This window comes from Vibrio sp. Evd11, from assembly GCF_900382755.1.
GTDB lineage: Bacteria > Pseudomonadota > Gammaproteobacteria > Enterobacterales > Vibrionaceae > Vibrio > Vibrio lentus.
The window spans coordinates 25049-33448 of sequence record NZ_OSDX01000048.1; the positions used below are offsets into that span (position 1 = coordinate 25049).

The 8400-nt window shown below is 43.6% G+C and carries 6 protein-coding genes and 1 pseudogene; 4 read left to right on the forward strand and 3 right to left on the reverse strand.

All coding sequences use genetic code 11. The annotated features are described in order from the left end of the window. Positions 1-30: 30 nt before the first annotated feature. On the forward strand, positions 31-3045 hold the full coding sequence (locus tag ED652_RS17650) for an HD domain-containing phosphohydrolase (RefSeq protein WP_122055654.1): 3015 nt from the start codon (positions 31-33) through the stop codon (positions 3043-3045). A 30-nt stretch (positions 3046-3075) separates the two neighbouring features. Here ED652_RS17650 and ED652_RS17655 read toward each other — a convergent pair whose 3' ends face one another. Beyond that, entirely contained in the window at positions 3076-4104 is a 1029-nt protein-coding gene (locus ED652_RS17655) for a DMT family transporter (RefSeq protein WP_122055655.1), read from the reverse strand. Between the two features lie 91 nt (positions 4105-4195). Here ED652_RS17655 and ED652_RS17660 point away from each other — a divergent pair, with 91 nt between their 5' ends. Together ED652_RS17660 and ED652_RS17665 are read left to right on the forward strand one after the other, a co-directional pair. After that, positions 4196-5110, forward strand: a complete 915-nt coding sequence (locus ED652_RS17660; RefSeq protein ID WP_102561375.1) for a LysR substrate-binding domain-containing protein — start codon at positions 4196-4198, stop codon at positions 5108-5110. A 72-nt stretch (positions 5111-5182) separates the two neighbouring features. Next, positions 5183-5503 (forward strand): heavy metal-binding domain-containing protein, encoded by a 321-nt coding sequence (locus tag ED652_RS17665; protein ID WP_004730185.1) that lies wholly within the window; start codon positions 5183-5185, stop codon positions 5501-5503. Positions 5504-5603: 100 nt separating this feature from the next. Here the strand turns inward: ED652_RS17665 and ED652_RS17670 are convergent, their stop codons facing one another. Both ED652_RS17670 and ED652_RS17675 read right to left on the reverse strand, forming a co-directional pair. Further along, positions 5604-6860, reverse strand: coding sequence for a peptidoglycan DD-metalloendopeptidase family protein (locus ED652_RS17670; protein WP_102561378.1), 1257 nt, complete (start codon positions 6858-6860; stop codon positions 5604-5606). Between the two features lie 147 nt (positions 6861-7007). After that, complete coding sequence (locus tag ED652_RS17675; RefSeq protein ID WP_017111814.1) at positions 7008-7847, reverse strand: tetratricopeptide repeat protein; 840 nt, start codon at positions 7845-7847, stop codon at positions 7008-7010. 276 nt (positions 7848-8123) lie between these two features. Here ED652_RS17675 and ED652_RS17680 point away from each other — a divergent pair. Next, positions 8124-8339 (forward strand): annotated as a pseudogene (locus ED652_RS17680) (cytochrome b/b6 domain-containing protein); the annotation flags it as partial. Positions 8340-8400 lie beyond the last annotated feature (61 nt).

The window sequence follows — 8400 nt, forward strand, 5'->3', positions numbered from 1 at the left end:
CTTATACCAGTTAACAAGCTGGAGTGTTTGATGAGACGAAGACGATATCCGCTGAGTATCCACATCACTAGCCTTTTCCTAATTTTGACAACACTTGTTGGTGCCGTACTTATCTCAATAAGCTATCGCCATTCACAAGAGTTGTTGTTAGGGACGGTAAGCGAAGTCAGTAATGAACATCGCGATAAACTGGAATCGGTATTTAAGCAAGCCATCGCACCCGTTATCACAACCTTGAATGTGATGGCTGTGAGCCCGTTTGTTTCTCATCAAACTTCGTCTACTGAGCAGGAATCTTGGATTGCCTCGATAGACATCATATTCAAACAAAATACCAATTTAGTTGCGCTGTTTTACGGGTCTGATGAGGGAGAGTTTAGGATTTTCCGCCCACTGAGCACCAACAAGCAAAGACTTGAAAACAACGCACCAGCCAAAGCCACGATGATGGTCAGCACGATCAACCTCAAGGGCGAGAACCTTATCTCTTACCTTGATGGCGCACATAAGGTATTGAGCATTGTGCAACAAGAGAGTGAGTTTAACCCTACCACCCGACCTTGGTTCCGTAACGCTAAACCCGATGGAACAATCAAACTCTCTGAGCCTTATCTGTTTTACTTTCTTAAAAAGAACGGCATTACCCTATCAAGGCGAACTTATGAAGGTAATCATGTGGTTGGCGCTGATTTCACTTTAGATTCTTTATCCTCTCAGATAAGCCAACTCGCTTATTCGCCACAGAGTCGCTTGGCTTTGTTTGACCAACATTTTAATCTGCTAGGCCAACATCAACTGAACTTAGCAATACCCAGCTTGAGCCCCATAGGTGAAAACAAACGCACCAACGGTAACGTAGGGAACAATAAAGGATCCGGTAGCGAGCAAAGCCAACAACTATTCAACACCCCTAAACGTGATCAAATGGCGGCCTTAAAGTCGTCTGTTTTAGCCCCTCTTATTTCTGATGAAGAGAAATTTAACCTCAACTTAAAGAACATTGAGTACAACCTAAATACTTGGGCATTAACATTAACGCCCGTTGAGTTAACTCAAGACGTCACCCTTTATTTAGCCGAAGCGACACCACACAATGATCTGCTTTCTGATCTTATCTCGATGCGTGATAAGCAAGTTGCCGTCGCGATTTGTATGTTGTTTATCTGTTTCGGTATCGTGTGGTTAGTCGCCAACCGCTTATCCCAACCTCTCAATACACTCATGCAACTGACTGACAACATCGCTCGATTCGATTTCAGAAGAACCCATTACCCTAAGAGCATGATAAAAGAAGTAGCTAACCTCGCCCTTTCCATTGAGCTGATGGAGCACACGCTTCATGATTTGATTAATTTACTTCGAGACACAGCGGGTAATCAGGAGTTTTCGATATTAGCTAAGAACATTGCTCACCAAAGTTATTTAATTACCAAAGCTGAAACCATCGTGCTTTTCACTCAATCAGAAGAAAAAGATGTGTTTGATACGGCAGCGAACCTCGCCATTCTTCCTTTCAAGGCCGACATCAATGACTTCATTAAGCATACTCCTTGGCTATTGTGTCAGCTTAAATCAGGCGAGACCATCCACCTTAATCGAGAAGATAATGTTCTTAACTATTACCAAGATTCGATATTCAATTCTGACCTGTACCTTTTCCCACTATTGAACCGTGAGAAGTTGTTGGTGGGTATCGTCGCAATTGGCTACGAAAGACCAATCACTAAGATGCAGGCAGACAAACATGCATTTTTGAGGGAGCTACTGAGCTTTGCTGAAATCGCCAAAGACAACATTGACCAAATGCAGCAACAGAAAGACATGCTCAATACCTTTATCGAATTGATTGCTTCAGCGATCGATACCAAGTCGCCTTACACGGGCGGGCATTGCCAGCGAGTTCCTGAACTGACCAAATGGTTAACTCAAGCCACCATAGACGATGATCGTTACTACCCGCAGTTCTCGCTTGATAATAAACAATGGGAAGAACTTATGTTGGCTGCTTGGTTGCACGATTGTGGCAAAGTGACGACTCCTGAGTATGTCGTAGACAAAGCTACAAAACTTGAAACCATTTACGACCGAATCCATGAAGTGCGAATGCGTTTCGAATTGTTAAAGCAACAAGCTGAAACCGATTATTGGAAATCCATAGCGAACGGAGCGCTTCAAGAAGAGCAGCTGAAAGTTCTCGAGCAAAGTTTGTCTGAATTGGATGAAGAGTTTGCCTTCATAGCCGAGTGTAACCTCGGTGGAGAGTCGATGACGGATGAGCAACTAGAACGCTTAGACCAAATAGCCAAGCGCCAATGGAAACGAACACTCGACGATCAGCTAGGTTTATCTTGGTCTGAAAAAGAGAGATTTAACACGCAGCAAGATCCGGCTGAAAAAGATGAAATTGAGCCAAGAATCAAAGACCAAACGCTGCCAGTGATGGAGCCACTACTTGCTGATAAACCCAAACATAAAATACCTTGGGATAATGGCTTTAACCCAGCCGATGTGTGGCAAGAAGCGTTTGTACTCAAACCAGGTGAAGTGAAGTATAACCAAGGTGAATTGCACAATTTGAAAGTACGTCGCGGTACCTTAAACGACGAAGAACGCTTCATGATAAACGATCATATCATTCAAACCTTCACCATGCTCAACAAGCTCCCTTACCCATCTTATCTCAAGAACATTCCTGACATTGCCAGCGGACACCACGAACGTATCGATGGCAAGGGTTACCCGAGAGGCTTAAACGAAGACCAGTTACCTTTGCCGTCTAGAGCGATGGCTATTGCCGATGTATTCGAAGCGCTCACCTCCAGCGATCGCCCGTATAAAAAAGGCAAACTCCTAAGCGAATCACTCAATATCATGACCGACATGGCCACCAGCGGTCATATCGATCCAAAACTGTATTTGCTGTTTTTAGAAAACAAAATCTATGACAAATACGCTGAGCGATTTCTTGAAGCGAACCAACGATGCGAGATTGATCAAAACAAGCATATCGAACGAGTAAAAGAATACATTCGTTCATTGTTCTAGGCTTTTGTCTGTAATCTGCAGCCTCAATGTTTAGCTTTTAACGGCAGAGTCCAAAACCGCAGTATCTGCTACAGTCGCTAAAGCCACAGCAGTTCGAGGTGTTTGCTTGGCTTTTGCTTTGCTGTGTCTTTTAGCCAATAGAGTATTGGTTATGCTCGCCACGACGATCAAATTGATGCCGATTAACTGCTGAGTTGAAAACACATCATCAAAGAACAAGCTCTGCCATAACGCACTGAACAACATGTTAGTAAAAATTAGGGGAGCCAACTGAGAACCGCTGTCTGCCAACTTGTACGCTTTCGAGCGGAAGATTTGCGTGTTAATAGTAAATAGAGCCAATCCAAAAGCGCCAAGCCCAATCCAGCGTAAGCCTTCAAAAGATAACAGACCCGATAAGGTTCCATTGTCCGCAGCACTCTCAAGCACATCTGGAGTCGCAGATACTGAAGTAAACACAACCATTGGTATCACAATGATTGCCGCGACCAAGAACGTCCACGCGTTTAGCTCTGCGGGTGTCAGGCTAGTCTTGGATGCTCGATACAAACTCACTTGTGAACCCGAATTAAACACACCCGCCAATAACCCCAGCAACAACGCTGGCCTAAAGAACTCTGAGCCAAATTCAAACTGCGACCAGTCCCCTGCCATCATCACTACGCCGACAAAGGTGACAACTAAACAAATCACTGTGGTTGTATGAATCTTGGTTCTAAACATTAATTTTTCTAACAAAGGAATGAACAGAGGGCCAGTGCTGAACAACACCACACCTTCAACCAGAGTTAGGGGTTGTAAAGACATAAGAAAACACCACTGGCATGCCACCATAAAAATCGCACGCATCACTAAAGGTTTCCACATATCGAGTGAAGGTTTCGTGATTTTGTAAAACATCAAAAATAAGAACAAAATCAGGCTGGGTAACAAAAATCGCACGAAACTCAAAAATGAAACGGGCATTGATACCGATAGATACTTGGCCATTAAGCCACTTAAAGACAAACTGAACGTCGACAACAACATGAAAGCCGTCGCCTTGGTAATATCAGACATAATTATCACCTCCTATGACAGTTATTTTAGAGGCGTGACGTGATGAAAAATAGCGAGTAATATTAACCACAACTGTAAGGAAAACTTACCGATGAAGAAACTCGTTCCACTTAAATCCGTTTATGCTTTCATTGCTGTAGCCGAAACAGGCAGCATGACCGAAGCCGCTCGTGTGTTGTACGTCAGTCATTCAGCAGTAAGCCAAGCGATAAAATCATTAGAGCAACTGGTCAATAAGCCGCTGTTCCAACGTGTGGGTCGTCGTGTTGTTCTCAATGCCGCAGGTAAGCGATATTATCGAAAAGTCGCACCCGCACTGGAACAAGTAATAGAAGCCACAGAAGAACTCGCCAAAACGCCTAACGACCACCGCATCACCCTCAACATGGTGAACTCACTCGCCATGCACTGGTGGATCCCGCGAGTTTCGGAATTCCAAAGCTTTGCTCCCTCTCTTGATATTCGTATATCCACGTTAACGGGCACTTTCGACATAGAGCAGGAAGGTGTGGACATCGCGCTCGTACACGGCAAACCGAGCGAGTGGGACCGATATTACAGCGAAAAGCTTGGTGACGATGATCTGGTATTGGTGTGCAGCCCGGCACTATTGAAAAACCAAATGGGATTAAGCGTTGAACAACTGGTGAAACAAAACCCAACCATTGGTGCCTTCAACCCAAGAAGACAGCATGACTGGCAGGTGTGGTGCGATCACTACCAAATACCCATGCCGACGTTCCACAGTAACTTGACGTTCGATGTCTCGATTCAAGCCGTACAAGCCGCCATTCGTTCGCTTGGTGTATTAGTCACTCACCGCTTGTTTGTGAAAGATGACATCAGCCATGGTATGTTGGTCGAAATTAGTGAGCCAGTGGCTAACCCTCATCAAGATTTCTATTTCGTTTGTCCAAAAAACAAGTTAAAACAAGAAAGTGTACTAAAACTGAGAACATGGTTGAGGCATGAATTCACACGCTCAGAGACAAAACTCAGCGAGTAGCTAATCATCAAGTAACTAATCAACTAGTAACAACTCATCTAGTAACCAACCATCTAACTTACAGAGGCCACTATGATTATTACCACCACACAATCTGTCGAAGGCAAACGCATTGTCGATTACAAAGGAGTTATTGCCGGAGAAGCCATTCTAGGGGTTAACGTATTCAAGGATATGTTTTCAGGTATTCGAGACTTCGTCGGTGGACGTTCTGGCACCTATGAAAAGGAGCTGGAGAAAGCACGTAATTACGCATTCAAAGAGCTAGAGCAGAAAGCGATTGAAGCGGGTGCAAACGCAGTGGTTGGTGTCGATATCGATTATGAAGTCTTAGGAACAGGTAATGGCATGTTGATGGTGTCAGCCAGCGGCACAGCGGTTGTCGTCGCTTAATCGAATCTGAAATTATGTAATTCAATAAATGCTTATTCCAACCTTCGGTTTGTTTATCACCAGAAGGTTGGAATAGCGATAGGCCGTGGCTGAAGTTAATTTAACTCGTTCTGCCTTCTTGCTCAGAGATGATCTCATCAAAAGAGGCAATTCGAGTAAGGAACGCCCCCTTGTCTTTCGGCAATATAGAGCTTGCCAAAGGCAGGTCTGCCTTCATCGCGTCGACCGCCCTTCCACGTACCAACACTTCAAAATGTAAGTGAGGCCCTGTCAAACGGCCTGTTGCACCCGACAACGCAATTTCCTGACCACGCTTAACCTGTTGCCCTTTCTTCACCAAAAAGCGGCTCAAGTGTAAATAACGTGTTTTGTAAACGCTGTTATGCTCTATCACCAGATACTTCCCTGCGTAAGGGTGGTCACGAAGCGCCACAACCCTACCGTCTCCAGTTGAATAAACGGGTGAACCCACAGGTGTTGCGAAATCAGTGCCATTATGTGGTGATATACGCCCTGTCACCGGATGTTTGCGGTACGGATTAAATGGTGAAGTGATTCTTCGGAACTGTTTGTCTATTGGGTATCGATTAAAAGCTTGCTCAAGGCTATTCCCTTCTCGGTCATAGAAACGTCCATCCGCAGCAAGAAAAGCCGCCACTTCCCTATTTCGTAGCTTGATAGAGACCCCTTGCACTTCAGTCTTACCCGTTAAGTGATCTTCCGTGTATTGCTCTTTAACCAAAACATTAAAGCTGTCGCCAGCTCTGAGATCTTTGGAAAAGTTAATTTTATCTTTCAGCGTTCGAGTGATATTGGCTATCTGGGCACTGGTTAAACCGGCCTTGTAAGCTGACGTGGAAAAACTACCCTGCACCGCACCTGAGTACAGTTTTTCTTTCCATTCCCCTGGAGTCTCTATGAACTGATAACTAAAACTACCGTCATCATTTTCTGTGTAGACCGCCTGTTCAACCAAGCTCTCATGGTAAATCAATTCGACTAGCTGCTTAGATTCACTATCCAACAACAACTCTAGATGATCACCAGGTTTGATCGTGTCCAGTTTCAGTGATTCTAGATCGGCCTCAAGTATCTTTTGAGCCGTTCCGTAAGGGAGTTTCCAAGAGGTAAATACATTGCTGAGTGTATCCCCAACTTTGACAAAATAATGAACTCTTACCAGAGAACTTGACTCAACGTCTGAACTCGATGGCTTCTCATCAGCCGAAACCGCACCTTGATAAGGTGTAATTTTGATAGCGATGTCTTCTGGTGGTTCAGGCGAAAGAGAAAGATATAAAGCAAGTGAAAATGCGCTGATAGCAGTCACTATCAGGCCAGTGCGGAGGAACTTCATAAAAATACTTAACGGTTATTACAATGAATTTTTAAGATGTTATAACATAACAATTGATTCAATAAAATAAGCGAAATGTAAGAAACCGTTCCGTAAAAACGATTAAAAGCATGGTGAGCGTGCGAAGATCACCATGTCATTAAATAACTACTCTTCACATAGAGCTTCAAAGCGGTCTAAACCTCTCAACATCTCAAAATCAGGCTCTTCTGCCAGAAGTTCTCTCATTGAACCACTGGCTTCGATAGATCGCTCTAAGTCGTCTATCGCCTGACCTTCTGCACCTAACCTTGCGTAGGCACAAGCACGTTGATACAAAGCGTGAGCATTTTGGTCATCAACTTCTAATACACGGTTACATAAGCTCATTGCCCAGTGGTACTCTTGCATATCCATCGCCGCATCCGCTTTATAAGTGAGCGCCTCTAAGTCCCCCGGACGAACCTTTAAGATCTCATCGTAAATCTCAATTTTTTGCTCAGCCGTCTGTGCGTTTTGCGCTCTTAACCATAAATTATGAATCTCATTGATGATCTCAATCTCTCGATTATTTTCAGAGATGATTCGAGTTTTCCTTTTAAGATCCCTTTCAAGTACATTAAATTTCTTTTCGTACTCTTGAGCGATAGAATTCAATCGCTGGTCAGCCATTTCTTTGGTTGTGTGCTTGAGTTCTTTCAGTGATTGCCACCCGACCAATGCGATAAGTGAAGCAACGCCCGCAATAATGTAGAAGAAATAAGTTACCGTCACGTTGGCGTAGTTCAATGACTTATCCGCAACAGAGAGTTCTCGATCAGTCATTTGGATCGTTAAACGTCTTTCGAGATCTTGCTGCTCCATACGCAATTGCTTCAACTCATCCAAGATATAACGTTCCATCAATGGTCTATCTAAATACTCTTGATCTGAGTACTTAACCTCTTCGTTTGCAAAACTCATGGTTGTGAACATTGAGATAACCGAAATCAATAAGATTCGAAGCATTATACATTCCTTATATATTTAGCTTTAAACTAACTGTATCTCGTTATAGGCATACAAGCTAGGAAGTCGGCAAGCTTGCCCTTTCTGTATTGGAATTAACACTCTAAAACATCATTGATAATTATAAAACACCTGAAGCAACATCATTAATTTATAATTAAGTAGAATACGGAGTATTACTGTTCGATATAATTAATTCGCGATGCAAATATACTAATAACTAGTTTTGGGCATCTATTTGAAAATTATTGTTATAACGATCAGAACGAGGTTAATTTGAATAATCCACGATACGATTTACTAAGCCGTGTGCTGCACTGGGTGATGGCTTCTGTGATCATCTATGCAACCGTCGCAGGCTATGTGATGCACTTTGTCACCAGTAAGCCCGAGCTATTTTCTTTCCTGTCAGTGCTCAACATGTCGCTGGCTACTGTCGCTACTCCTTTGTTGGCGATTCGATATATATGGAGTCATTTTAGAGCCACACCACCCACAGGGCGCGAGCATACTTTGATTGATTGATTTATAACCCAAAGAAGACTCGAGCCCG